Consider the following 24446-nt stretch of genomic DNA (forward strand, 5'->3'; position numbering starts at 1 on the left):
AAATGGAACGAATTCTTGTCATCAACCCCGGCTCCACCTCCACCAAGATTGCGGTCTATGAGGACGAGACCCCCCTCTTCGTCAAGACCATCAACCACAGCAAGGAGGAGCTGGCCCCCTTCAAGGAGCCTTTTGACCAGTACGAGTACCGCCGGGACCTGGTGCTGCGCACCATGGAGGAGAACGGCGTGACCAGGGACACTCTCACCGCCGTGGTCTCCCGCGGCGGCCTGCTGCCCCCGGTCCGCTCCGGCGCCTACGAGATCAACGACGACATGATCTGGCAGCTCCACTACCGCCCGGAGAACGAGCACGCCTCCAACCTGGGCGCCCCCATCGCCAAGTCCATTGCCGACGAGCTGGGCCTCAAGTCCTATGTCTACGACCCCGTCACGGTGGATGAGATGACCCCCATCGCCAAGGTGGCCGGCCTGCCCGAGATGCGGCGCAAGAGCCTGGGCCATCCCCTGAACATGCGGGCCATCGCCCATAAGTACGCCAAGGATAACCACACCGAGTATGAGAAGCTCACCCTGATTGTGGCCCATCTGGGCGGCGGGATTACCATCTCCCTGCACCAGAACGGCAGAATGATCGACCTCATCTCCGATGAGGAAGGGCCCTTCTCCCCCGAGCGGACCGGCGGACTTCCCACCTTCCAGACGCTGAAGCTGGCGGCGGAGTCGGGCAAGAGCTTTAAGGAGCTGTACAACTACGTCAAGAAGCAGGGCGGCCTGATGGGCCACCTGGGCACCAACGACGGCCGTGAGGTGGAGCGGCGGATCGCCGAGGGCGACGAGCATGCCGCCCTGGTCTATGAGGCCATGGCCCACAACATCTCCAAGCACATCGGCGCGCTGGCCACTGTGGTCCACGGCGAGGTGGACGCCATTCTGGTCACCGGCGGCGTGGCCCACTCCAAGATGATCACCGACTGGATTACCCAGCGTGTGTCCTTCATCGCCCCCGTCCATGTCTACGCCGGCGAGAATGAGATGGAGTCCCTGGCCACCGGCGTGCTCCGGGTTCTGCGGGGTCAGGAGCAGGCCCGCACCTTTACGAAGGTGGAAGATCTGTGATGGAGACAAAAGCGGTTTCCGGCGCTATGCGGTGGCTCTATGCCGCGGTAGGCCTGGTGGTGCTCCTCTTCGCCGGGTTTGTCTACGGCTGGAGCGTGTTTGCCGCCCCCATCGGGGCGGATTTCCCCCAGTGGAGCGCGGCAGAGCTGTCCCTCACCTTCACCATCTGCATGGCCTTCTTCTGCCTGGGCGGCTTCGCCGCAGGCAACCTGTCCAAGCGTATCCCCGTGCGCGCCAATGTCCTTTTCTCCGCGGCGCTGTTCCTGGTGGGCTTTTTCCTGGTCTCCCGGGCCAACTCCCTGCCCATGCTCTATGTGAGCTACGGCGTACTGTGCGGCACGGCCTCCGGCTTTGCCTACAACTCGGTGATGAGCACCATGACCAAGTGGTTCCCCAACAACCAGGGGCTCATCTCCGGCGTGCTGCTGATGGGCTTCGGCTCCAGCAGCATGGTGCTGGGCGCCCTCTTTGACGCCATGACCCCCGCTGAGACGGGCGCCTGGCGACAGACCTTCCTGATTATGGGCGTTGTGATGGCTGTGGTCATCGGCGTAGGGTCCCTGTTCTTCCGGCTGCCTCCCCCTGCCGCCCCCACTCAGGGCGCCCAGAGCGCGGGAGGACCGGATATCCCCCCCGCCCGCATGGTCCGCACCCCCAGCTTCTGGTGCTTCTTCCTGTGGGCTGTCCTCATCAGCGGCATCGGTCTGGCTGTCATCTCCCAGGCCAAGCCCTTTGCATCCCAGGTGGGCCCCGGCGTGGACGCGGGGGTCATCACCCTGGTGGTGGGCTTCATCTCCATCTGCAACGGCCTGGGCCGTGTCCTCTTCGGCGGGCTGTTTGACAAGCTGGGCTGGAAGCTGACCATGACCGCCGTCAATGTGGTAAGCCTGGCGGGCGTACTGATCCTCATGGCTGCTCTGTTCACCCACAGCTTCCCGCTGGTGGTGGCCGGCTTTATCGTCACCGGCCTGGGCTATGGCGGCGCGCCCACCATGGGTTCGGCCGTGATCAGCAGCTTCTTCGGCCAGAAAAACTACCCCGTCAACTTCTCCATCAGCAATATGAACCTGCTGGTGGCGTCCTTCGCCGGCACTGCCGCCGGCGCCCTGTACGACGCCAGCCAGAGCTATGTCAGTACCCTGGTGGCCCTGGCCGTGTGCTCAGTCGTGGCTTTTGCCGTCATGCTGTGCATCCGGCGGCCCAAATAATCGTGTACACTCCGCCTGTTCCGGCGGCATATAAAATTTTATCAAGGAGGAAATCATCATGGAAGTGTTCCAGACCCCCGAAATGGCATTCAAGCCCAAGCGCATCATTGATTTCCACACCCACCTGGGCGACATCTTCCACGGCAATCAGAACATCTCCTTCAAGCGCCCCGGTTTCGTGGCCGATCCCCCCGGCTTCACCGGCTTTGATCCCTTCAAGGATCTGGAGGAGTCGGGCTACACCCGTCCCCTGATTGTCCCCGATGTGGAGGCCCAGAACAAGCTGATTGACGCCGGACAGGTCCGTATCTGGCAGCGGGCCAACATCTTCACCACCCAGGCCATTATGGACGCCGCCGGCATCGACTATATGTGCTCCCTGCCCATCATGCCCAACACCTCCTTCGAGGAGGCTCTGGCCGCCTCCAAGCTGGACCCCCGCTTCATCCCCTTCACCTGCCCCGACTTCGACCTGCCCGAGGATGAAATGATGGCCAAGCTGAAGCAGGACATCGCCAACGGCGCCAAGGGTCTGAAGATTCACCCCATCATCCAGAACATCTCCATCACCGACAAGCGCTGCGAGAAGCCCATCGAGCTCTTCGGTGACCTGGGCATGCCCATCACCTACCACTGCGGCGTCAACGACTACTACAAGGCCGACTCTCCCTACCACGACCTGACCAACCTGGAGCTGGGCGACCTGAAGTACACCCTGGAGATTCTGCGCAAGTACCCCGACTACGTCTGGGTGCCCGCTCACGGCGGCGGCTCCTGCGGCGGCGAGCTGGAGGCCCTGGCCGAATTGGTTGGCAAGCTGGGCTGCAAGAACGTGTACATCGAGTCCAGCCACCGCGGCGTGGACGGCATGCACCAGATGCTGGAGCTCTTTGGTGAGGACCGCATCATGTTCGCCACCGACTGGCCCTTCGACACCTGCACCTGGAGCGTCAAGTACGCTGCCGACGCCTTCAAGGACGACCCCATTGTGGCGGATAAGTTCTTCTACCGCAACGCCGCCCGCATTATCGGCCTGACGCTGTAAGTCCTTCCGCATTCCGCTTTCAGAGAGGGCATTGATTTTATAAGGAGGTAGCTCCATGAACGAAAAAAGTACTTCCAGCAAGTGGATGATGTTTCTGATTCTGCTGATTTCCGCCATTACCGTGTCCCTGTCCCAGCTGAAGATCTCCCCCGTCATGGGCGAGGTTGCCGCCATGCTGAACGTTGACGGCACCCAGGCCGCCCTGCTGATGAGCCTGTTCACCGTGGCCGGCATCATCCTCTCCATCCCCGGCGCCGCCGTGATGGCCAAGACCGGCAACAAGAACATGCTCCTCATCCTGATGGGCACCCTGGTCATCGGCAACGTGCTGGGCGCTGTGAGCAACAGCTTTGCCGTAGTCATGGTCTCCCGCATCATCGAGGGCATCTCCTACGCGCTGATCATCACCGTGGGCGTTGACCTCATCAACAACTGGTTCTCCGGCGCCACCGTGGGTACCGCCACCGGCATCTTCAACACCTTTGCCGCTGCGGCCAACTTCATCGGCATGAACGCCAGCGTGGCCATCTACAAGGCCACCAACAACCTCAAGCTCCTGTGGTGGATCATCGCCGCTCTGGCCGCTGTCTGCTTCGTGCTGGTGTTCCTGTTCGTCAAGGTGCCTGAGCGCAGCGCCGCCGAGGGCGGAGGCCTGGGCGAGAAGGTCTCCCTGGGCGAGGCTGCTGCCAATCCCGCCCTGCTGGTCACCTGCCTGTCCATGCTGTGCCTGGCCTTTGTGCTGTTCGGCTTCATCACCTGCAACCCCTCCCTCTTTGCCGCCTACGGCATTGACCAGTCCACCTCCGCTTTCTACTCCAGCCTGAACGGCCTCATCGGCATCCCCACCTGCATCATCTCCGGTATTGTCATCGGCAAGACCGGCAAGCCCTATCTCTTCGCCATCGTGGGCGCCATCCTCTGCGCCATTATCTGCTTCACCATGCCCCACCTAGGCGGCTCCAATGCAGCCTGCATCATCTACGCTCTGGCCACCGGCATTGTCCCCGGCGGCATGATCATGACCTCCATGTTCATCTTCACGCCCCAGCTGGCCAAGCGTCCCCAGCTCATCGGTCTGAGCATGGGCCTGCTCAACACCCTGTACTACATCGGCGTGTTTGCCTCCACTCCCGTGCTCACCGCTCTGGCCGGCGAGAACACCAGCCCCGCCAACTGGACTGCCCCCTCCCTGCTGATGGTGGGCTGCTGCGTCGTGGTCCTGGTCTGCTCCGTGCTGGCCATGGGCATGTCCAAGAAGCAGAAGGCCGCCGCCTGAGCTTTGATTCAGCGTTTCCAATTCCATCCCTTATGTGAATGATTTCAGCTCCAGCGGAACAGGGAGGCTACGGCCTCCCTGTTCCGCTATCCAAATACAGATGAAAGGATGACTGACATGCTGGAACAGAAGGTACATCTCCTCTTTGGCCCCGGCAAGCTGGCTGAGCTGGGTCCCCTGGTGGCCGGAAAGGGCTGCAAAAAGGCGCTGGTGGTCTGCGATCCGGGCATCGTGGCCGCCGGTATTACAGACAAGGTCTGCCGCGTGCTCTCAGCGTCCGGGGTGGACAGCGTAGTGTACGACAAGGTCAACCCCGAGCCCTCCCACACCGTTCCCGATGAGGGCATCGGCTTCTTCAACGCCCAGGGCTGCGACGTGGTCATCGGCGTGGGCGGCGGCAGCAGCATGGACTGCGCCAAGTCCATCAACCTGCTACGGTACAACGAGGGCCCCATCCTCCGCTTTGCCGGGCCCAACGTACCCATGAACCTCTCCCCCGGACTCTTCCTGGTGGCCACCACCGCGGGCACGGGCAGCGAGGTATCCGACGGACTGGTGATGAGCAGCGACGACCACATGAAGCACGGCTGTCTGGCCGTGAACGCCATGGCGGAGTACGCCATTGTGGACCCGGAGCTGATGGTGACCATGCCCCCCGTTCTCACCGCCGCCACCGGCCTGGACGCCTTCTCCCACGCCTGTGAGGGCTACACCACCAACATCGCCACTCCCGCCACCGATCACCTGGTGGAGGCGGTGATGCGTACGGTGGCAGAGTGGCTCCCGGCGGCGGTGGCAGACGGCAAAAATGTGGAGGCCCGCACCCACATGGCCATTGCCTCCACGCTGGGCGGCTGGATGCTGGTCCAGGCCCACACCAATGCCGGGCACTCCGTGGCCCACCTTATCGGCTCCTATTTCGGCATCCCCCACGGCGAGGCCTGCGCCTACGCCACCCCCTGGATTCTGGAGTTCAACGCCCCCGCCCTGCCGGAAAAGGTCCGCTGGGTTGGACTGCTGCTGGGCGCCTCCTTCTCCGGACAGGAGACACCAGAGGAGATCGGAGCCAAAACCCGGGACGCCTTCCTCAACTTCCGGGATGAAGTGCTCCAGCTCCCGCCTGCCTCCCGCTATGCCCCGGACAGATCCCTTTTCCCGGCTGTGGCCCAGGGAATTGTGGAGGAGATGTTCCAGATGTTCCAGCCCCGCCCCATGACCACAGCAGATGCCCTGGACATTCTGGAAAAAATATTCGCCTGAACCATAGTGCGTGGGTCCGGCCCTTCAGCAGGGCCGGACCCACATTTTTCTCCCTGCGGTCCGCGCTCTATCTTTTGTCAGGTTTTTTCCCTACCGCTGCAGTCCACACGCCTCTGGTATGAAGTTCCGCCTGTACAAAGCCCGCCTGCTCCAGTGCCGCCCGCAGCTGGGTCGGGGTATAGATGGTCATGCCGGAACAGTACCTGCTCCACTTTTCTCCCTTGGCCGGGTCGCTCATTTCCGTCACCAGCAGCACATGGCCGCCAGGCCGGAGAATCCGCCTTATCTCTCCAAGTCCACCGGTCAAATCCGGCCAGAAGTAGACGGTCTCCACCGCAGTCGCCACATCGTAACTCTCATTCTCAAAGGGGAGCGCCATCACATCTCCATGTTCCACCCGGCAGCGTCCGCCCAGATAGCGGACGTTGACCTGACGGCTGACCTCCACGCTCTGGGGAGCGTAATCCACGCCGTCTACCCGGCTGTGGGGACAGCGCTTGAGCAGCCGGGCAATATTTCCCCCGCCGCCGCAGCCTACATCCAGAATCCTGCCGCCCTCCGGCCAGCAAATCCGGTCAAAGGCCCAATTTGCCACCGCGCCATGGCCGCAGTTCATGCCCTTCAGCACCAGTCGGCCAAACCGGCCCGCAGGCTTTTTGCAGTTCTCCATAAAACGTTCCAGCATAACAGTCTCCTTTCTTTTAGTTAGCCTTAGCTAACCATATTGTACACTATTTTCTCTACGGCTGCAATACCTGTCTCCGGCGGCTCTGTGTCCCTCCCGGTCCGCTCCGCATAGAATGGACTGCGGCCCTGCCCCCACGGCGGACAGGACCTGCCGGAAAGGAGGCGCATCCCATGAACAATCTCCTTCAGAAGCGGCTTGCCAGTCTCTTGTGTGTAAAAAGCATTGTAACCCTGGTCATGGCAGCTGTATTTGCCTTCTCCGTCCTCACCGACCGTATCTCGGGAAAGGACTTTCTGACCGTGTTTTCCGTCATCATCGCCTTTTACTTCGGTACCCAGAGCGAGCGGCTCAACGGTATGCTGGGCAAGGAACAGGATGGCTGAGCGCCCCAGTCGCTTCGGATAAGACAGAAAGCGGGTCCGCCCTGTGGCGGACCCGCTTTCCTGTGTGTGTAAGAAAAGAGAGGGAGGAGGGAAAACTTCTGTCATCTGCTGACACTAAGAGAATACCATGTTTCACGGCCGAATTATTGACTATTTTTTAAAGAACTTGTGAACAATTTGAAAACAAGCAGGACAGAACCGCTCAAAATCGGTTAAGCGGTACCGATCCGTCGTCCTCGCCCTTTTCAATGGCCCTCACCACGGCGTAATACCCATAGCTGTCGTTGACCTTGATATAAAACCGGTCACCCACCCGCTTGCCCAGCAGGGCGGAGCCCACCGGGGACTCCTTGCTGATGCGGCCGTGAAGCGCGTCCTGCCGCATGGTGGTCACCACCTGATAGGTCTCAGTCTCGTCGTCCTCCTCCAGGTAGACGGTCACCTTGTCGTAAAGTCCCACTGTGTCAGGCGCGGCCTGATCAGAGATCACCACGGCGGTGCGGATCATGTTCTCCAGAAACCGGATACGGCTCTCATTGCGGTTTTTCTCCTGCTTGGCCGCCTTGTACTCAAAGTTCTCACTCAGGTCACCGAAGCCTCTGGCCTCCTTCACCGCCTCCAGCAGCTGGGGCCGCAGGGTAATCCGCCGGTAATCCAATTCCTCCCGCATGAGCTGGAGGTCCTTCGGTGTCAGTTCGTTGTGCATTTTGCCGCTTCCTTTTCTGTTTTTTACGCCTACAGGGCGTATTTTCTTCGTGCCTCACATTATAGCACACCCCTTGTCCGGGGTCAAAGCAGCTTTTCCGTCAAAAAAAGAGCTCCTCGCAGTGAGGAGCTCTTTTCTCTCTTATACCAGCTGGGCGTCGCAGAAGGCGCAGCAGTCCACGCCGCCGTTCTTCTTCACCAGAGGGGGGAGGTAGTGGTCGGTCTGGGTGATGCAGTTGGGGTTGTGGCACACCGGCTGGGTGCCGATCTCCACCACGCCGGGGTTCATACGGGGCTGGTTGGCCAGCTCAATGAGGAGGGACATGCGGGCAAACATGCCGTACCGGGCCTGCTCGAAGTAGACCGCCCGGGGGTCGTCATCCACGTCGATGGCGATCTCGTCCACACGGGGCAGGGGATGCATCACCAGCAGATCCTTCCGGGCCCGCTCCAGCTTGCTGCGGGTGAGGACGTAGATGCCCTTGTTGCGCTCGTACTCCAGGGGGTCCACAAAGCGCTCCCGCTGGATACGGGTCATGTAGAGCACATCCAGCTGGGGCATAACGGTCTCCAGACCGGTGACCTCCACGAACCACATGCCGTTCTCCCGCATGAAGGCCCGCATATACTCAGGCACTGCCAGCTCACGGGGGGAGATGAGGTAGAACTTGATGTCCTTGAACTTGGCCATGGCCTTGATCAGGGAGTGGACGGTGCGGCCGTTCTTCAGGTCGCCGCACAGGCCCACGGACAGGCCGTCCACGCTGCCGTGGAGCCGGGTGATGGTGGTCAGGTCCGCCATGGTCTGGGTGGGATGCATATGCCCGCCGTCGCCGGCGTTGATCACCGGAACATCGGAGTACAGAGAAGCCGCCTTGGCCGCGCCCTCGCGGGGATTACGCATCACTACCACGTCGGCGTAGCCGGAGACCATCTTGATGGTGTCCTTCAGCGTCTCGCCCTTGGCAGTAGAGGTGGACTTGGGATCGGCAAAGCCGAACACCGAGCCTCCCACCCGGAGCATAGCCGTCTGGAAAGAGAAATTGGTCCGGGTGGAGGGCTCATAAAAGAGGCTCGCCATCACCTTTCCCTTACAGGCGTCCATATAATCGGCGGGGTGGTCGATAATGTCGCTGCACCGCTTATACAGTGCGTCCCACTCCTCCCGAGGCAAATCACCAAAATCAATCAGATGCCGCATGCCCATCTTCCCCCATTTTATTTTTTCGGATTATAATATCATATTTTCATCCTTTGGGCAAGGAGTGTCTTCACTAATTTCTGTCTTTTTTCTCTCCTTTGTCTGTCGAACTCCACTGACCATCGGGACGGCCCATTTTTTGTCAGAAAATGCCCGCATGTTTTGTGCCATTTCTCCCAATGCTAAAGGCAATTCAGTCTTTCGGAGGCGGCGCTATGGCGGAGTGGTTCTGGTATTTTGTTCTGTACAGCTTTATAGGATTTGTGCTGGAGGTGCTCTTTGCCCGGGCCACAGTCAATCCCAAGCGGGATCGGAAGTGTCACCTCTTTCTCCCCCTCTGCCCGGTGTACGGCCTGGGTGCGGTGCTCATCCTGCTGCTGCCCCCGGCCGTTCTGTCCAATCCCCTGCTGCTGTTTTTCTGCGGCGCACTGGCAGCCACCGCCGCCGAGTATGTCATGGCAGTTGTCTACCATTACGCCGCCAGGGTGGATTTCTGGGATTACAGCCATCTGCCCCTTCATCTGGGCGGCCGGGTGTGCCTGCTCTTCTCCGGTCTGTGGGGTCTGCTGGCCCTGGGGCTTATGAGCCTGATCCAGCCCTGGGCGTCCGTGCTTATCCCCGCCATTCCCGGCTGGGTCACCCTCCCTGCCGCCGTGCTGCTGGCCGCTGACGCCGCCCTCACCTTCTATGTACTCCGGCGGACCCGCACCACCGACGCCCTCCGGTGGTACCTCCGCCTGGGTGGAGGACGAAAACGGGAGGAGCAGGCCTCGTGACACAAAAACAGCCGGGCGCTTTTGCGCCCGGCTGTTTCGCTTGCAGCAGATATTCAGCTGTTCTCAGGGACTGCGGTGATGGAGTCCACCATCTGTTTGGCCTCATCCAGGGTAAAGCTGCCGCTGATGGAGCCCTCCATATTGCCGCTCTTCCAGGCCACAGTGCGCCATTCGCCGTTGGTCATGATGTAATAGGTGACATCGTTGTGGACATACTCGGTCACCGGCTCGTCATCCTTCATATAGACCGTGGTGCGGCCGTCGTCACCTTTCTCAAGCAGGCTGAGGTGGAGCATGAGGTATTCCTCGTCCCGTACATAGACGGTATCAAACTCCACGCTGCTGAACAGCTCAACTGCTTCGGATTCCTCCGGCACAAAGCCCTCCGGCACCCAGGACGGAGCCAGACCGGCGTCCAGGCCGTAATCCTCCAGCGCGTCGGCCATGCTGTCGTAGTACTGATACTCCGGCTCGATGACCTGGCCGCTGCTCTCCTCTTCGGGGCGCTCCGGCGACCAGCGTGGGATGGAGTCCACCATCCGCTTGGTCTCCGCCAGGGTCAGGTCACCGCTGATATAGCCTGAGACATGCCCCGCCTGCCAGGCGGCCACATGTCCGCTGCCGCAGGTGTAGAGCCTGAATTCCACGCCGTTGTGAACGTAGCACACCGGTTCGCCCGTAATCCCTTCAAAGACAGGCGCTGTGATTGCACCGGCATCATCCCACCACTCCAGATGGACGGTCAGGGACTGCTCCGTATCGCTGTTGTCATAGACGGTGTGAACTGTAGTGACTCTGCTGTCATAGCCGCTGTTCCCAGCGCTGATATCGCACTTCTCAAAGCCGGCGGGCCGCCAGGTGGGGGCCATGCGGGCATCCAGGTTGTGGGGCGTCAGCATGGACTGGATGCTGTTGCCCAGGGGCACGTAGTCCTGGCTGGGAGCCAGATACACCCGCTCGCCCTCCGGCCGTGTGACGGATCGGACCAGTGCTTTGGCCGTCTCTTCGTCCAGATCGCCCCACAGCTCAGCCGTGAAGTCCTCACGATTCCACAGGACGCTGACCGTGCCGTCTCCCTGATCCATAATATAATAAGAGGTGCCGTCACAGACATACTGTTCCGTGTCCCGCTCACCTGCCGCGGCAAAAGAGACGGACGCGCTTTCCAGGTCATAGCGGACAATCTCCATGGAGTAGCCCTTGCCTGTGCTGTCCTCCCAGTCCGCCGTAATCAGGGTGGACTGCATCTCCTGGGACACCTGCGCCCGCTCGGTCAGAGTGCCGAAGCCCTCCGCCTCGCCCGGCATCCAGTTGGGAGCCAGGGGTGCGGTAATGCTGTTGGCATCCAGCGCGGCCTGAAGGCTGGTATAGGTTCCGGTCACCGCCGCATCGCTCACCGCGGTGTTACCTGCGCCGGGGAACCAGAACTCCTCCCGGCCCCATTTGGCGAAGAAGCCCAGCACGTCAATACCAGCGGCTTGACAGACCAGCAGACAGCTGGCCGCCGTCACAGCCGCTACAGCGGCGATACGGGCAGCAAGCCGGCGTCTCCGGGGGCTGCGCACTGTGGGGAGCACCTTTAATTCGGGCTGCTCCTGCCCGGCGTCACTGTTTCCCCGGATCAGATCCTTGTGCTTCTCACGGAAGGTTTTCAGTGCCTCCTCCGCGTCAAACTCGGATGCCTCCGGCTCCAGGTCCTCCATGGCAGCCAGGCAGCGATCCACAATTGCAGGGTCAAATTCTTCCTCCTCCATCTGATCCAGATAGTCGGAGAGAGCCTCAGTCTGTTCGTCCAGCTCCATGTCATTCCACCGATGTTCAGGCATCCTTGTTCACCTCCTCCTTATCGTCCGTAAAAACGGACGATAAAAGCGCCATATGGCGCTTTCCGCGCCCCTTTCATTAGAAATATCGCATCACGGCGGCATTTCGTTACAAGGCGTCAGAATTTTTTTATTTTTTTCCATCAGTTCCCTGCACCGTCCCCTGGCCCGGAAGAGCCTGGTACGGGAATTGAGCTCCGAGATACCCAGTTTCCGGGCAATCTCCTCGTGGCTCAGCTCATCCTCGTAGTAGAGAAGCAGAATCTCCCTCTCCCGGGGCGTCAGGCCCTCGGGCAGGCAGTCCGTCAGAGCGTCCTCCTCATGCTGGGGTGCGGCCAGGTCAAAGTCCTGCTCCAACGGCACTTCCATCCGGTTCCGGGCCGCCCGCACCTCGGTGAGGATCAGGTGCTGGAGGGTCTTCCACAGCCAGCCCGCCGGGTTGGGATGGTCCACTACCTCCGCCTGCTTGCGCAGCAGCAATACAAAAGCGTCCTCCACCAGCTCCTCGGCGATCTCCATCCGCCGCAGCTGGGCGTAGGCGTACCGCACCATTTTGGGCGCGTTGAGCCGGTAGAGGTCGGTAAACCACTGGTCCATATTCTGTTGCACCGGTCAGCACGCCCCCTTCCTGCAAAACGCTTATTTTCACAGTTATGTTAATGATAGCAAATTTCCCAACAGGATGCAAGTCATGGCGTTTTTTGCTGGTATTGGGTAACAAAAAGGGCAGGCCAGCTATCCGGCAGGCCTGCCCTTTTTCTGTTCTCTTTTACCGGCAGTGCGGTTATTCCAGCACAGCGCCGCGGGCCGCGCTGGTCACCAGCTTGGCGTACCGGGCCAGGTAGCCGGTCTTGACCTTGGGCTCGGGACACACCCACTTGGCTTTCCGGGCGGCCAGTGTGGCCTCGTCCACCAGCAGGTCGATCTTGCAGTTGGTGATGTCGATGGCAATCATGTCGCCCTCCTCCACGAAGGCGATGGGGCCACCCTGAGCAGCCTCGGGGCAGACATGGCCGATGGAGGCGCCCCGGGTGGCGCCGGAGAAGCGACCGTCGGTGATGAGGGCCACCTCCTTGTCCAGACCCATACCGGCGATGGCGCTGGTGGGGTTGAGCATCTCCCGCATGCCCGGGCCGCCCTTGGGGCCCTCATACCGGATAACCACCACGTCGCCGGAGACAATCTTGCCCTGGTAGATGGCCTGGATGGCGTCCTCCTCGCTGTCAAAGACACGGGCGGGACCGGTGTGGACCATCATCTCCTCGGCCACGGCGGACTGCTTGACCACGCAGCCCTCGGGAGCCAGGCTGCCCTTGAGGACGGCGATGCCGCCGTAAGGGGAGTAGGGGTTGTCGATGGGCCGGATGAGCTCAGGGTCCAGGTTCTCCACGCCCTCCAGGTTTTCCGCCACCGTCCTGCCGGTGACCGTCATGACGGAGGTGTCCAGCAGATCTTTCTTGGTCAGCTCCTTCATGACGGCGTACACGCCGCCCGCCCGGTCCAGGTCCTCGATGTAGGTGTCGCCCGCAGGGGCCAGGTGGCACAGATTGGGGGTCTTGCGGGAGATCTGGTTGGCGTACTCCAGGTCCAGCTCAATGCCGCACTCGTGGGCAATGGCGGGCAGGTGGAGCATGGAGTTGGTGGAGCAGCCCAGGGCCATGTCCAGGGTCTCGGCGTTGTGGAAGGCGGCCTCGGTCATGATGTCCCGGGGACGGATGTCCTGCTTCACCAGCTCCATGATCTGCATGCCGGTGTGCTTGGCCAGCCGCAGACGGGCGGACATGACGGCGGGAATGGTGCCGTTGCCCCGCAGGGCCATGCCGATGCCCTCGGTGAGGCAGTTCATGGAGTTGGCGGTGTACATGCCGGAGCAGGAGCCGCAGGTGGGGCAGGCGTTGTTCTCATAGTCCTCCACGCCGGCCTCGTCCAGCTTGCCAGCCTTGTAGGCGCCCACGGCCTCAAACATATGGCTCAGGCAGGAGCGGCGGCCGTCCTGGAGCCGTCCGGCCAGCATGGGGCCGCCGGAGCAGAAGATGGTGGGGATGTTCAGACGGGCGGCGGCCATCAGCAGGCCGGGTACGTTCTTGTCGCAGTTGGGCACCATGACCAGACCGTCGAACTGGTGAGCCAGAGCCATGGCCTCGGTGGAGTCGGCGATGAGGTCACGGGTCACCAGGGAGTACTTCATGCCGATGTGGCCCATGGCAATGCCGTCACACACGGCGATGGCCGGGAACACGATGGGGGTACCACCCGCCATGCGCACGCCCGCCTTCACTGCCTCTACAATCTTGTCCAGGTTCATGTGGCCGGGGACGATCTCGTTCTGGGAGGAGACGATGCCGATGAGGGGGCGGTCCAGCTCCTCCTTGGTGTATCCCAGCGCGTAGAACAGGGAGCGGTTGGGGGCGCGCTCCACGCCTTTGGTCACGTTATCGCTTCTCATGGCAAGGTCCTCCTTATCAAATCCGTCATCGTTGTATGATGACGCTTGCATTGTATGACTACATATTATATGATAGAGAAAACAATGTCAAGTGGAAGGAGCTCTTAAGATGGAAAAACAGAGCCTGACCCAGCAGACCGCCCGGCGGCTGTACGGGAGAATTGTAGCCGAGGGCGGTCTGGCCCCCGGGGACAAGCTGCCCAACGAGCTGGACCTGTCCCAGGAGCTGGGGGTGAGCCGTACCACCCTGCGGGAGGCGGTGCGGATGCTGGTGGCCCAGGGGGTGCTGGAGGTCCGCCGGGGCAAGGGCACCTTTGTGTCCGACCGGGTAGAGGACATCGACGACTTTGGCTTCACCGGCCTGAGCCGGGTGAAGGGCCAGCTGCGGGACCTGTTTGAGCTGCGCAGCATCTTTGAGCCCCAGGCGGCCCGGCTGGCCTGCCGCCGGGCCACGGCGGAGGAGCGGGCGGATATTCTCGCCAAGGGCAGAGCCGTGGAGGACTGCATCCGCTCCGGGGCCGACCGCACCCAGGCTGACGCCGCCTTTCACGCCGCCATTGTCCGGGCCACCCACAACGAGTTCATGGTGCGCCTCCTCCCTCTCATCCAGCGGGCGGTGGCCACGGCGGTAGAGACCGGAGACGATGCCCAGCGGCTGGCGGAGGACACCCTGCGGGACCACGCGCTGCTGCTGGAGTTTTTCGCCCGTGGGGACGAGGAGGGCGCACTCCACGCCATGGCCATCCACATGCGCCACGCTGTGGACGAGATGGGCCTGAGCGAGGAGGAAATGCCCTGAACCCCTTGGGGCCCAGGGACTCTACCGCTGGTCGATTGACAAATGAGGGGCCGCTGGCTAGGATGGGACCAAAGGAGGGACCCATATGAACGACATTAACAAGGAGCGGTTCGGCGGCTTTCTGGTCCAGCTGCGCCGGGAGAACAATCTGACCCAGAAGGAGCTGGCCGAGCGCCTTTTCGTATCGGACAAGGCGGTGAGCAAGTGGGAGCGGGGCCTGAGCCTTCCCGACGTGGGGCTGCTGCTGCCCATGGCGGACTGCCTGGGCGTGACGGTCACCGAGCTGCTCCGCGGGGAGCGCACGGCGGCGGCTCAGCTGCCGGTGGAGGAGGTGGAGGCTCTGGTGAAGTCCACCCTCCACCTGACGGAGGAGGAGCGTCAGGCTCAGAAAACACGTCACAGGAAGTGGCGGCTGGCCTATCTCCTGTGTGCCCTGGTGGGCGCGGCGGAGTGCGCCGTTCTGCTGGCCACGGGCTTTTCGGTGGAAGAGATGGGCTCCAACGCCCTGCTGGTGGAGGGGCTGTGCCTCCTCTTCGGAGCCTGGCTCTGCTTCCGGGTGAAGGAGCGTCTGCCCGCCTACTACGACCAGAACAACATCTGCTTTTACAGTGACGGCGTGTTCCGCATCAACCTGGCCGGGGTGCGCTTCAGCAACAGCAACTGGCCCTACATCCTCCGAGCCATGCGGGTCTGGCTGCTGGGGCTCATGGTCCTCTTCCCCCTGCTCTGGGGCGTGGTCCACTCCCTTTGGCCCGGCCATACCCTTACCCTGGAGATGCCCCTAACGCTGATTTCCCTCTTTGGCATGCTGATTGCCGCCATTGTGGCGGGCAAGCGTCACGAATAAATTAAGGTATGAAAAAGCGGGCCGCGGCAATGCCGCGGCCCGCTCGTTTTGCCTTTTTAGTTGGAAGCGGTGTCCAGATCCTTGTCGCCACCCCGCGTCGCCGCAAGCTCCATATCCTTCGCCTCCGCCCAAGGGCAAAGGCTCACTCATTTCGCTGCGGCTCCTTTCCCCACAAAACCCGCTTCGCTGGGCTTTTGCGGGGGCCCCGGAGTCCGGTTTTAGTTGGAGGCAGTATCCAGATCCTTGTCGCCGCCCCAGATCATGTTCTTGCGGAGCTCCTCGCCCACGACCTCCATCTGGTGCTTCTTCAGGTTGGCGCGCTTGGAGTTGAAGAAGCAGCGGCCGTTCTTGTTCTCGGCGATCCACTTGCCGGCGAAGGTGCCGTCCTGGATGTCGGAGAGGACAGCGCGCATCCGGGCCTTGGTCTCCTCGTGGGGGATGACGCGGGGACCGGAGACGTACTCGCCGAACTCGGCGGTGTCGGAGATGGAGTAGTTCATGGCAGCCACGCCGCCCTTGTTGATGAGGTCGATGATCAGCTTCATCTCGTGGATGCACTCGAAGTAGGCGTTCTCAGGCTCGTAGCCGGCCTCAACCAGCACCTCGAAGCCGCAGCGCATCAGGTCCACCACGCCGCCGCACAGGACGGTCTGCTCGCCGAACAGGTCGGTCTCAGTCTCGTCGTGGAAGGTGGTCTCCATCACACCGGCGCGGGCGCCGCCGATGCCGGCGATGTAGGCCAGAGCGATCTTGTAGGCGTTGCCGGTGGCGTTCTGCTCCACGGCCACCAGGCAGGGCACGCCCTTGCCGTTGACATAGGTGGAACGGACAGTGTGGCCGGGGCCCTTGGGGGCAGCCATGAACACGTCCACGCCGGCGGGCGGGACGATCTGCTGATAGCGGATGTTGAAGCCGTGAGCAAAGGCCAGAGCCTTGCCGTCGGTCAGGTAGGGGGCGATATCCTTCTTATAGACATCGGCCTGGACCTCGTCGTTGATGAGCATCATGATGATGTCGCCCCACTTGGCGGCGTCGGCCACGGTCATCACCTTCAGGCCGGCCTGCTCGGCGTTGGCCCAGTTCTTGGAGCCCTGACGCAGGCCCACGCACACGTCGCAGCCGGAGTCCTTCAGGTTGAGGGCGTGGGCATGGCCCTGGGAGCCGTAGCCGATGATGGCGATCTTCTTGCCGTCCAGATAGCTGAGCTCGCAGTCTTTCTCGTAGTACATCTTTGCCATTGTAATACACTCCTTTTAAATAGAAGGTGATTTTGTTATCTCAGATCATAGCACAGGCCGGGGGAAAAGAATGATAACTGTGATACAATCGGGAGAATTTTCGTCTGTGCTCCTCAGAGCACGTTCTTGTTACAGTACGTTCTTGCCGAGGATAAATTCCGTTTTTTCCTTGTTCTCGTCGCTGATGGTGTAGGCGCCCCGCTCCAGGGCCACCATGCCGGTACGGACCAGCTCCAGGATGCCGAAGGCCTCCAGTAACTTCTGCATGGCGTCGGCCTTGGACTCGTCGCCGATGAGGGCCAGGGTCAGGGACTTGAGGGACACGTCGATGATGGAGGCCCGGAAGATGTTGGCGATCTGGATGACCTCGTTGCGGATGTCGTGGGTCTCCGCCTTCACCTTGAACATGACCAGCTCCCGGCGGATGGACCGTTCAGGCAGCAGCTCCTGCACCGAGTAGACGGGGAAGAGCTTGCGCAGCTGGTTCATGATCTGCTCAATCATGGCCTCGTCGCTGGTGACCTCGATGGTGATACGGGAGACCGCCGGGTCATCGGTGGTGCCCACGGCCAGGGACTCGATGTTGTACCCCTTCCGGGAGAAGAGGCGGGAGACCTGGCTCAGAACGCCGGGGGCGTTCTCCACCAGGACGGAAAGGGTGCGGCGGGTTACAATACTGTTTTTCATCCTTGTCTCCCTCCTTAATCCAGCAGGAAATTGGTCACAGGTGCGCCGCCGGGCACCATGGGATGGACCATGGCGTCCTTGTCGATGGCGCAGTCCACCACCCAGCCGGTCCCGGAGGCCACCGCCTCCTTCAGCACGGTCTCCAGCTCCTGCTGGGTGCCGCAGCGGGCACCCAGCAGGCCGTAGGCCTCGGCCAGCTTGACGAAATCAGGGCCGCGGTCCAGGTCGGTCTGGGAGTACCGCTGGCCGTAGAGCAGGTTCTGCCACTGGCGGACCATGCCCAGGGTGTGGTTGTTGAAAATCAGGATAATCACCGGGATGTGGTAGTGCTCCACGGTGCACAGCTCATGGCAGTTCATGCGGAAGCAGCCGTCTCCGGTGCAGAGGAACACGGGGGTGTCCGGGTTGCCCACCTTGGCGCCCATGGCGGCGCCAAGGCCGAAGCCCATGGTGCCGAAGCCGCCGGAGGTGATGAGCTGGCCGGGCCGGTCGAAGTGGTAGTACTGGGCGGCCCACATCTGGTGCTGGCCCACGTCGGTGGCCACGATGGCCCCAGGAGCCACCGACTGGATGGTCTCCAGCACCTCATGGGCGTGGAGGATACCGTCCTTTTTCAGGGGGACTTCCTTATGGGAGAAGACCCATTCCTTCCACTCGGGGTAGTCGTGGGCGGGCAGCTTCTCGTTGAGCAGCTCCAGCACCCGCCGGGCGTCGCCGATGATATGGTGGTCGGTCTGGACGTTCTTGTCCACCTCCGCACGGTCAATGTCAATGTGGACGATCTTCGCCTGCTTTGCAAAGGTCTTGGGGTCGGTGGCCACCCGGTCGGAGAAGCGGCAGCCGATGGCGATGAGCAGGTCGCACTCGTTGGCGGCGTGGTTGGAGGCATGGGAGCCGTGCATGCCGATCATGCCGGTAAAGAGGGGGTGGTTGCCCGGACAGGCGCCGCCGCCCATGATGGTGGAGGCCACCGGAGCGTTGAGGCGCTCAAAGAACTTACGGAACTCGGGCACCGCGCCCTTGGACCGGATGACGCCGCCGCCCACCAGCACCAGAGGCTTCTTGGCCTCCTCAATCATGTCCAGCAGCTTGTCGATATCGCCATGGTCAGGCTCGGAGGGGCGCAGGTCGTGGGAGGCCCGGCGGAGCATGGCGGCCAGGCGGCCGTGCTTGCCGTGCTCACTGGGGGGCAGGTACTCGTACTCGGCCTCCTCATATGTAACATTCTTGAGAATGTCGATGAGCACCGGGCCGGGGCGGCCGGAGCGGGCGATGGCAAAGGCCTCCCGGATCACGTCGGCCAGGTCCTCCGCCCGGCGGACCAGGTAGTTGCACTTGGTGATGGGCATGGTGATGCCGGTGATGTCCACCTCCTGGAAGGAGTCCTTGCCGATGAGGTTCTCCGCCACGTTGACGGTGATGAACACCACGGGAGAGGAATCGTAGTAGGCGGTGGCGATGCCGGTGGTCAGGTTGGTGGCGCCGGGACCGCTGGTGGCAAAGCACACGCCCACCTTACCGGTGGCGCGGGCATATCCGTCGGCGGCATGGGAGGCCCCCTGCTCATGGGCAGTCAGGATGTGGCGAATCTTATCCTTATAGCCATGGAGTTCCAGCTCGTCACAGACGTTCAAAATCGTGCCGCCGGGGTAGCCGAATACGGTATCTACCCCCTGCTCCAGCAGGCACTCCATCAGAATCTGCGGGGTTTTCATCTTCATATCGTGAGACCTCCTTTGGTTTCATTTCCACCAGGAAAAAAGAAAAAAGCACGACATTTCGTCCCATAGGACGAAGTCATGCTCCGTGGTACCACCTAAATTCGCAGGGCAGTACCCTGCGCGCTCTCACCCCGATAACGGCGGGGAACCGTCCGCACCTACTGAGGGAACTTCTCCCCGTTCAGCCCGGCTGCTCCTTGGGCGACCCTCCGGTCCATGCTCACGGGAACTTACACCAGCCGTCCCCTCTCTGCGCTTGCGCCATGGCCGTACTTACCCAGTCATTGCCTTTCTCTCCGGCACATTTGTCTGTGCACGGTGTGTAATTAACTGGTATCATACCGCTGAAACGGACATTTGTCAATCGTGATTTTGTAATTTTTGAAAAAAATCTTTTTCTCTTTAAAGTGATATGGTCTCGGCTTTCTTACCTCTGTCCGCCGGAATCCGGCGAAATTCCCCTCCTCTCTGGACATTTCGCCCACAAATACGATATAATATATCGGTTGCCCTGGGGTATCCGTCTCCGGCGGCAATGCTATCGTATTTTATGCAAGAGGTGGAGACATGTTTTCCATTTTTTCCGGCGGGATCCGTCCCGCCCATCGGAAAAAGGCCACCGCCCGGCTGGCTGTGCGGCCAATGGATAAGCAGCCGGTCCAGGTCATTCTGCCCCTGGCGGGGTCGGGCGATGCTGTCCCTGTGCCGCTGGTCACTCCCGGGGACCGGGTTCGGGTGGGACAGAAGCTGACAGAGCCTGCCCCCAGCCTGGCCTCGGTCCACGCCAGCGTGTCCGGCACCGTGGCGGCTGTGGAGCCCCGACAGCAGCTCCGAGGCGGGTCCGTCCTCTCGGTGGTCATTGACAACGACGGAAAGGACACCCCTGTGGCCTCCCCCACCTGGCGGCGGGTGGAGAAGGACGCTCCCCCGGCCAGCCTCCGCCCCGGTGAGCTGGCCGATATCGCCGCCCAGGCCGGTCTGACCGCCATGGACGGCACCGGCCGGTCCCTGGCCCAGCTGCTCCGCGCCGCCATGGGCAAGACGGAAGCGCTGATCATTGACGGCACCGAGCCGGAGCCCTATGTCACCGCCCGCCGCCACCTGATGGCCGACCGGCCCGAGGCGGTGCTGGGCGGTGTGCGGCTGCTGATGCAGGCCCTGAGCCTGCCCCGTGCGGTGCTGGCCCTGGAGGGCAGCCAGTATGACGCCGTGGCCGCGCTCCGGGGCTATCTGCCCCTCCGCGGCGGCGACATTGCGCTGCGTCTGCTCCGGGACCGCTATCCCCAGCGGGCGGTTGTCCAGGAGGAGGGCCGCGCTGTGTTCTCCGTGTGCGCTGCCGCCGCCCTGTGGGACGCCGTATACCAGGGTAAGGCGCTGACCCACCGTATCGTCACCGTCACTGGCTCTGCCGTGACCCGGCCCGGCAATCTGCTGGTGCCCATCGGCACCCCCATCTCCGACCTTATCCGTGAGGCCGGCGGCTGGAAGGAGGAGCCGGTACGGCTGGTGGCAGGCGGCCCCATGACGGGCGCCGCACAGTTTGAGCTCACCGCGCCGGTAACCGGCGAAACCTGCGCCCTGCTGGCCCTGACCGCCGCAGATCTCTACCCCGCCGCCCAGCCGGAAGGCCCCTGTCTCCGGTGCGGCCGCTGTGTGGATGCCTGTCCTGTCGGGCTTGCCCCGCTCTTCCTCCGGCTGTATGCGAAGAGCGGACAGTGGGAGGCCCTGAAGCGGGAGCATATCACCGCCTGCACTGAGTGCGGCGCCTGCGCCTATGTGTGCCCTGCCCATCTGCGGCTGGTCCACAGCATCCGGGTGGGCAAACGCCGCCTGTCTGAGACAGCGGACGGAAGGGAGGCTGACCATGAAGAAGCGTAAAAACCGTTCCGGCGGACAGCAGCGCCCCCAGCAGGCCCCTCAGGCCAAGCTGGAAGCGTCACTTCAGTCCCAGGAGCCGGAAAAGACGACGCCTGAGACGGCTGCCGCCCCTGTCAGTCAGCCGGAGCCCGCGCCGGAGAAACAGCCCGGCGCGCCCGCGGCCCATGATGCGGATCCTGTTCAGGCCCCGGCGGCCACCCAGCCCGCCACCCGGCCTGAGGCCGGAGAAAAGCAGACAGCGAAAACGTCTGCCGGTTCTCCGGCTCTGTCTCACCCCCTCACCCTGGCCTCCGCCCCCCATCTCACCACCCGTGACACCACCCGCACCCTGATGCTGGACGTGCTCATCGCTCTGATGCCCGCCCTGCTCTTCTCCGGGTGTTATTTCTTCGGCCCCCGGGCCTTTCTTGTCACCCTGGTATCGGTGGCAGGCTGCGTGGGCTTTGAGTCCCTGTTCTGCCTCATCACCCGCCGGAGACAGACCGTGGGTGACCTGTCCGCCGTGGTCACCGGCGTACTGCTGGCCTTCACCCTGCCGGCCAACGTGCCCTACTGGGCCGTTCTCATGGGGGACTTTTTCGCCATCGTGGTGGTCAAACAGCTCTTCGGCGGTCTGGGAAAGAACTTCCTCAACCCGGCGCTGGCGGGACGTGCCTTCCTGTTCTCCTTCCCCGCCGTGATGAGCGCCTTCCCCGCTGTCCGCAGCTGGGAGGGCTTTGCCATCGACGCCCAGAGCGCCGCCACGCCTATGGCCAGCCTTCACGCCGGAAGCCTGCCCTCCGTCTCCCTGTTGGAGATGTTCACCGGCGTCCGGTCGGGAGCCTTGGGTGAGGTGTCCGCCGCCCTGCTGCTGCTGGGCGGGCTGTATCTTCTGGCCCGTCGGGTCATCCGGCTGCGGATTCCCCTGTCCTTCCTGGGCACGGTGGCGGTGCTGTCCTGGTGCTTCCCCCAGGGCGGCAACTCCTCCCTGGACTGGACCCTCTACTCCCTCATGGGCGGCGGACTGCTGCTGGCCGCTCTGTTTATGGCCACCGATTTCACCACCTCCCCGGTTACCTTCTGGGGCCAGGTGGTCTACGGCGTGGGCTGCGGCGCCCTCACTGTATTCCTGCGCACCTTCGGCTCCTACCCCGAAGGGGTGGGCTTTGCCGTCCTGGTGATGAATCTGCTCGCCTGGCCCATTGACCGGGCTGCCCTGACCCTTCGGAGCGTCTTTCGCCGCAGAAAGGAGGCCCGGGCATGATGGAATCCAAATTCCGCAACCCGGCCCGGCGCCGCTCGGCGCTGGTGCTGGCAGGCACAGTCCTGTTTGCCCTGCTGCTGGTGCTTGTGGTACGGGCCGCCACCGCCGGAACCATTCTCGGAAGAACAGAGGAGGCCAAGCAGGCCGTGATGCAGTCGGTAGCGCCGTCGGATACCACCCACTTCTCCCAGCTGCCCTATGACCCGGCCATGGCGGACGACATGTACGCCGCCTGGCAGGGTGAGGCTCTGGCGGGCTACTGCGTGGAGGTAACCGCCGACGGGTTCGGCGGCCCCATGAAGCTGATGGTGGGGGTCAGCGCCCAGGGTTCGGTCACCGGCGTGGCCATTCTCTCCCACAGTGAGACCCCCGGTATGGGGGACGGCGTGGAGGACGCCTCCTTCCTGGAGTCCTTCCTGGACCGGTCGGGCACTGTCCGCATCGGCTCCGGCTCCAACGCCGTAGAGGCGGTCTCGGGCGCCACCGAGAGCAGCCAGGCGGTAGCCCAGGGGGTCAACCAAGCCCTGGCGGCGGTGGCCGCATACAGCGCAGAAGGAGGTGCGGTCAGTGAAGAAGGAGAAAACTGAGGGCTGGACTGCGTTTCGGCAGCAGGCCCCTGAGCGGCTCCGCGCCTTTGGCCCCGCCGCCATCCGGTGGCTGCGGGACAGCTTCTCCATGGAGCCCGGCAAGGTAATCAGTCTGTTCCGCCGTGGACTGGCCCTGCGCAATCCCGCCGTGGTGCTGCTCCTGCTGGTGGCGGCGGTGCTGCCCTGCTCCGCCACTCTCCCCGGCGGGCTGGGCACGGGCCTTGCCATGACGGCGGTGCTGGTGTGCACCAATCTGGCCGGCGCCATCCTCCGGCCCCTCGCCTCCCCCGCCCTGCGCATCCCCTGTTACCTGATTGCGGCGGCCGCTATTCTCACCGCTGTTGGTCTGGTTCTTCAGGCCTGTTTCCCCGGTCTGACCGGCTGCGCGCCCCTGTTCCTCCTGCCCGCCGCCGTCAATGCCGCCCTGCTGGCCCGGCGTGGTGCCTTCTCCCGCCGGTTCACCCCCGGCTATGCCGCTGTGGACGGCCTGGCCGCTGGTGTCGGCTTTACCATCGCCCTGTCCGTGCTCAGCGCCCTGCGGGAGCTGCTGGGCAAGGGTACCCTGTGGGGTGCCGCCCTGCCGGGCGAGCTGCCCCCCGTCCTGCTGGCGGCCGCCCCCTGCGGCGGCTTCTTGCTGATGGCCTGTCTGGCCGCACTGGTCCGCTGGGTCTCCGCCCGGCTTGAGAGGAGGGAGAAGCCGTGAGCATCATCGCACTGTTTGCCCTGTCCCTGGCCGCCCTTGTGGCGGAGCAGTTCGGCGTGGCTCGGCGGCTGAATCTGCCCGCCCCCCTGGACGGCGGATACCGCTCCGCTCTGGTCATGGGCCTGACCGTCACCCTGGGGCTGACCGTTTCCATGCTCCTGTGCTGGATTGTATACGCCTTTCTTCTCTCTCCCTTCGGAGCGGAGTACCTGGAGGAGGCCTTCTTCCTGCTGCTCACCGCCGGTCTGGCCTGGCTGGCCAACCATCTTATGACCAAATTTCTGCCGGGAAAGGCGGAACATCTGCGTCAGAGCCTGCCCATGGCGGCGATCAACTGCGCTGTGTTGGGCGGCGCCATGCTGGTCTCCCGCTCGGAGGTGGGACTGGCATTGGCCCTCCGCGGCGGACTGCTCTCCGGTATTGGCTTTACCGTGGCCGCTCTGGTGTTTGTGTCCGTGTGGGAGCGCGTCTCCTACGCCAGAGTGCCCAAGTCCTTCTCCGGCTTCCCCATTGCCATGGCGGCGGCCGGACTGGTGGTCCTCACCCTGCTGGGCTTCACCGGCTTTCAGCTTTGGTAACTGCTTTCATCCATAAAAAATTCCCGGCGGCATCAGGCCGCCGGGAATTTTTCTTTTACTGACTCAGTGCTTGCAGCAGGTGCCGTGGTCGCCCAGCTTGAAGGAAGCGCACTCGGTGGCGGCGCAGTCGGCCACGTTGGCGGCGGTGCAGCCCACCTTGATCTCGTTCAGGGTGCAGGCGCACTGCTGGCTGTTGTGATAGGCGCAGCTGGACACGGAGCATTTGATACTGGGATTGGAATTCATAGCGTAATCCTCCTTGAGAGAGAGAATGG

At 62.7% G+C, this 24446-nt stretch carries 24 protein-coding genes and 1 other annotated feature; of the genes, 14 read left to right on the forward strand and 10 right to left on the reverse strand.

Annotation, left to right across the window (positions count from 1 at the left end; translation table 11 throughout):
- Window positions 1–2 precede the first annotated feature (2 nt).
- From buk to ACOX7T_RS06260, 5 genes are all read left to right on the forward strand, one after another.
- Window positions 3–1079 (forward strand): butyrate kinase, encoded by a 1077-nt coding sequence (buk, locus tag ACOX7T_RS06240; protein WP_433440929.1) that lies wholly within the window; start codon window positions 3–5, stop codon window positions 1077–1079.
- A complete protein-coding gene (locus ACOX7T_RS06245; RefSeq protein WP_433441014.1) occupies window positions 1079–2287 on the forward strand; it encodes an OFA family MFS transporter in 1209 nt (402 codons plus the stop codon). Before buk ends, ACOX7T_RS06245 begins: the two co-directional genes overlap by 1 nt.
- 58 nt (window positions 2288–2345) lie before the next feature.
- Window positions 2346–3332 (forward strand): amidohydrolase family protein, encoded by a 987-nt coding sequence (locus ACOX7T_RS06250; protein ID WP_433440931.1) that lies wholly within the window; start codon window positions 2346–2348, stop codon window positions 3330–3332.
- A 55-nt stretch (window positions 3333–3387) separates the two neighbouring features.
- The gene (locus ACOX7T_RS06255) at window positions 3388–4608 is read left to right on the forward strand and encodes an MFS transporter (RefSeq protein WP_294551033.1); all 1221 of its coding nucleotides are present in this window, start codon (window positions 3388–3390) and stop codon (window positions 4606–4608) included.
- A 117-nt stretch (window positions 4609–4725) separates the two neighbouring features.
- On the forward strand, window positions 4726–5868 hold the full coding sequence (locus tag ACOX7T_RS06260; RefSeq protein WP_433440933.1) for an iron-containing alcohol dehydrogenase: 1143 nt from the start codon (window positions 4726–4728) through the stop codon (window positions 5866–5868).
- A 67-nt stretch (window positions 5869–5935) separates the two neighbouring features.
- Here the strand turns inward: ACOX7T_RS06260 and ACOX7T_RS06265 are convergent, their stop codons facing one another.
- Window positions 5936–6553, reverse strand: coding sequence for a class I SAM-dependent methyltransferase (locus tag ACOX7T_RS06265; protein WP_433440935.1), 618 nt, complete (start codon window positions 6551–6553; stop codon window positions 5936–5938).
- 173 nt (window positions 6554–6726) lie between these two features.
- On the opposite strand from ACOX7T_RS06265, the gene ACOX7T_RS06270 reads away from it, so the two are divergent.
- Window positions 6727–6939: a hypothetical protein gene (locus ACOX7T_RS06270; protein WP_433440937.1), complete on the forward strand. Its 213-nt coding sequence runs from the start codon at window positions 6727–6729 to the stop codon at window positions 6937–6939.
- Window positions 6940–7141: 202 nt separating this feature from the next.
- Here the strand turns inward: ACOX7T_RS06270 and ACOX7T_RS06275 are convergent, their stop codons facing one another.
- Window positions 7142–7645 carry a GreA/GreB family elongation factor gene (locus ACOX7T_RS06275; RefSeq protein WP_433440939.1) on the reverse strand — a complete coding sequence of 168 codons (504 nt, stop codon included), beginning with the start codon at window positions 7643–7645 and terminating at the stop codon, window positions 7142–7144.
- 141 nt (window positions 7646–7786) lie between these two features.
- Complete coding sequence (gene pyrB, locus ACOX7T_RS06280) at window positions 7787–8845, reverse strand: aspartate carbamoyltransferase (protein WP_433440941.1); 1059 nt, start codon at window positions 8843–8845, stop codon at window positions 7787–7789.
- Between the two features lie 215 nt (window positions 8846–9060).
- Between pyrB and ACOX7T_RS06285 the strand changes: the two genes are divergently transcribed.
- The gene (locus ACOX7T_RS06285; RefSeq protein WP_433440943.1) at window positions 9061–9621 is read left to right on the forward strand and encodes a putative ABC transporter permease; all 561 of its coding nucleotides are present in this window, start codon (window positions 9061–9063) and stop codon (window positions 9619–9621) included.
- Window positions 9622–9674: 53 nt separating this feature from the next.
- Here ACOX7T_RS06285 and ACOX7T_RS06290 read toward each other — a convergent pair whose 3' ends face one another.
- From ACOX7T_RS06290 to ilvD, 3 genes are all read right to left on the reverse strand, one after another.
- Entirely contained in the window at window positions 9675–11447 is a 1773-nt protein-coding gene (locus tag ACOX7T_RS06290; RefSeq protein WP_433440945.1) for a DUF4367 domain-containing protein, read from the reverse strand.
- Window positions 11448–11537: 90 nt separating this feature from the next.
- A complete protein-coding gene (locus ACOX7T_RS06295; protein ID WP_433440947.1) occupies window positions 11538–12053 on the reverse strand; it encodes an RNA polymerase sigma factor in 516 nt (171 codons plus the stop codon).
- A 175-nt stretch (window positions 12054–12228) separates the two neighbouring features.
- Window positions 12229–13890 carry a dihydroxy-acid dehydratase gene (gene ilvD, locus ACOX7T_RS06300; protein ID WP_433440949.1) on the reverse strand — a complete coding sequence of 554 codons (1662 nt, stop codon included), beginning with the start codon at window positions 13888–13890 and terminating at the stop codon, window positions 12229–12231.
- Window positions 13891–13999: 109 nt separating this feature from the next.
- Here ilvD and ACOX7T_RS06305 point away from each other — a divergent pair, with 109 nt between their 5' ends.
- Together ACOX7T_RS06305 and ACOX7T_RS06310 are read left to right on the forward strand one after the other, a co-directional pair.
- Window positions 14000–14689: a FadR/GntR family transcriptional regulator gene (locus ACOX7T_RS06305; RefSeq protein ID WP_433440951.1), complete on the forward strand. Its 690-nt coding sequence runs from the start codon at window positions 14000–14002 to the stop codon at window positions 14687–14689.
- 85 nt (window positions 14690–14774) lie between these two features.
- Entirely contained in the window at window positions 14775–15536 is a 762-nt protein-coding gene (locus ACOX7T_RS06310; protein ID WP_433440953.1) for a helix-turn-helix domain-containing protein, read from the forward strand.
- Between the two features lie 218 nt (window positions 15537–15754).
- Here the strand turns inward: ACOX7T_RS06310 and ilvC are convergent, their stop codons facing one another.
- The 3 genes from ilvC to ilvB form a co-directional block, all read right to left on the reverse strand.
- The gene (ilvC, locus tag ACOX7T_RS06315) at window positions 15755–16774 is read right to left on the reverse strand and encodes a ketol-acid reductoisomerase (RefSeq protein WP_433440955.1); all 1020 of its coding nucleotides are present in this window, start codon (window positions 16772–16774) and stop codon (window positions 15755–15757) included.
- Between the two features lie 129 nt (window positions 16775–16903).
- Complete coding sequence (gene ilvN, locus ACOX7T_RS06320; RefSeq protein WP_433440957.1) at window positions 16904–17461, reverse strand: acetolactate synthase small subunit; 558 nt, start codon at window positions 17459–17461, stop codon at window positions 16904–16906.
- 14 nt (window positions 17462–17475) lie between these two features.
- Window positions 17476–19182: a biosynthetic-type acetolactate synthase large subunit gene (ilvB, locus tag ACOX7T_RS06325; RefSeq protein ID WP_433440959.1), complete on the reverse strand. Its 1707-nt coding sequence runs from the start codon at window positions 19180–19182 to the stop codon at window positions 17476–17478.
- Between the two features lie 63 nt (window positions 19183–19245).
- Window positions 19246–19476: a binding site (T-box leader), on the reverse strand.
- Window positions 19477–19749: 273 nt separating this feature from the next.
- On the opposite strand from ilvB, the gene ACOX7T_RS06330 reads away from it, so the two are divergent.
- From ACOX7T_RS06330 to ACOX7T_RS06350, 5 genes are read left to right on the forward strand one after another with little or no spacing between them, the layout of a single operon-like run.
- Complete coding sequence (locus ACOX7T_RS06330; protein ID WP_433440961.1) at window positions 19750–21060, forward strand: RnfABCDGE type electron transport complex subunit C; 1311 nt, start codon at window positions 19750–19752, stop codon at window positions 21058–21060.
- Complete coding sequence (locus tag ACOX7T_RS06335; protein ID WP_433440963.1) at window positions 21047–22303, forward strand: RnfABCDGE type electron transport complex subunit D; 1257 nt, start codon at window positions 21047–21049, stop codon at window positions 22301–22303. Before ACOX7T_RS06330 ends, ACOX7T_RS06335 begins: the two co-directional genes overlap by 14 nt.
- Window positions 22300–22890 carry an FMN-binding protein gene (locus ACOX7T_RS06340; protein WP_433440965.1) on the forward strand — a complete coding sequence of 197 codons (591 nt, stop codon included), beginning with the start codon at window positions 22300–22302 and terminating at the stop codon, window positions 22888–22890. Before ACOX7T_RS06335 ends, ACOX7T_RS06340 begins: the two co-directional genes overlap by 4 nt.
- A complete protein-coding gene (locus ACOX7T_RS06345; protein WP_433440967.1) occupies window positions 22871–23593 on the forward strand; it encodes an Rnf-Nqr domain containing protein in 723 nt (240 codons plus the stop codon). The genes ACOX7T_RS06340 and ACOX7T_RS06345 overlap by 20 nt, the downstream gene beginning before the upstream one ends.
- Entirely contained in the window at window positions 23590–24171 is a 582-nt protein-coding gene (locus ACOX7T_RS06350) for an Rnf-Nqr domain containing protein (RefSeq protein WP_433440969.1), read from the forward strand. The genes ACOX7T_RS06345 and ACOX7T_RS06350 overlap by 4 nt, the downstream gene beginning before the upstream one ends.
- A gap of 63 nt (window positions 24172–24234) precedes the next feature.
- Here ACOX7T_RS06350 and ACOX7T_RS06355 read toward each other — a convergent pair whose 3' ends face one another.
- Window positions 24235–24417, reverse strand: coding sequence for a DUF1540 domain-containing protein (locus ACOX7T_RS06355; RefSeq protein ID WP_040645952.1), 183 nt, complete (start codon window positions 24415–24417; stop codon window positions 24235–24237).
- Window positions 24418–24446 lie beyond the last annotated feature (29 nt).

The organism is Pseudoflavonifractor sp. (assembly GCF_050943825.1).
Classification (GTDB): domain Bacteria; phylum Bacillota; class Clostridia; order Oscillospirales; family Oscillospiraceae; genus Pseudoflavonifractor.